The following is a 535-nucleotide window of genomic DNA, read 5'->3' on the forward strand; positions in this document are numbered from 1 at the left end:
CATGCGCCGCGCATTCGCCTCTGGCTGCGCGGGCCACCACAGTCGCTCATTCAACACGACGCCGCCAGACTCGATGCTAATCATTGATGATCTCCAGCCAGCAGGGCGGACGCGCACGACGTGGACTCCAGCGCGTCCAGCTCCACGGCGATCAGGCCGCGCAGCTGCTGGCGCTGCTCATGTGCATCGGCTGCTGCTGCTGCTGCGGCGGCGGCGGCTTGACACTGTGATGCCATGCATGGGTTTCGCGCCATGAAGCGACACACGAACGGGACACGTGTTCCTCGCGCACGGGCACACCATCTTGGTTGTGCCGCTGCTGTTGCGCTGGGCGCCTGCACTCGGCGCCTGTACTCGGGTCAAAGTCCAGCGAGGCTCTCCCGCTGGCACACTGCGCGGCCGGCCACACGCAGCAGACCAGTCATGGACCTGTCCACCGTGGCGCCCGTGCCCAAGCGCAAGATGCTGCTGCTGGTGAACGACTTCATCATCACCACGACGCACTTCCTCAATAGTTTCAGCATGGTGTGTGAGG

The 535-nt window shown here is 64.7% G+C and carries 1 protein-coding gene; it reads right to left on the bottom strand.

From position 1 onward, the window contains the following. Nucleotides 1-80: 80 nt before the first annotated feature. Nucleotides 81-236, bottom strand: coding sequence for a hypothetical protein (locus ACK41V_RS23860; protein ID WP_409786198.1), 156 nt, complete (start codon nt 234-236; stop codon nt 81-83). Nucleotides 237-535 lie beyond the last annotated feature (299 nt).

Source organism: Acidovorax sp., assembly GCF_046291265.1.
GTDB lineage: Bacteria > Pseudomonadota > Gammaproteobacteria > Burkholderiales > Burkholderiaceae_C > Acidovorax.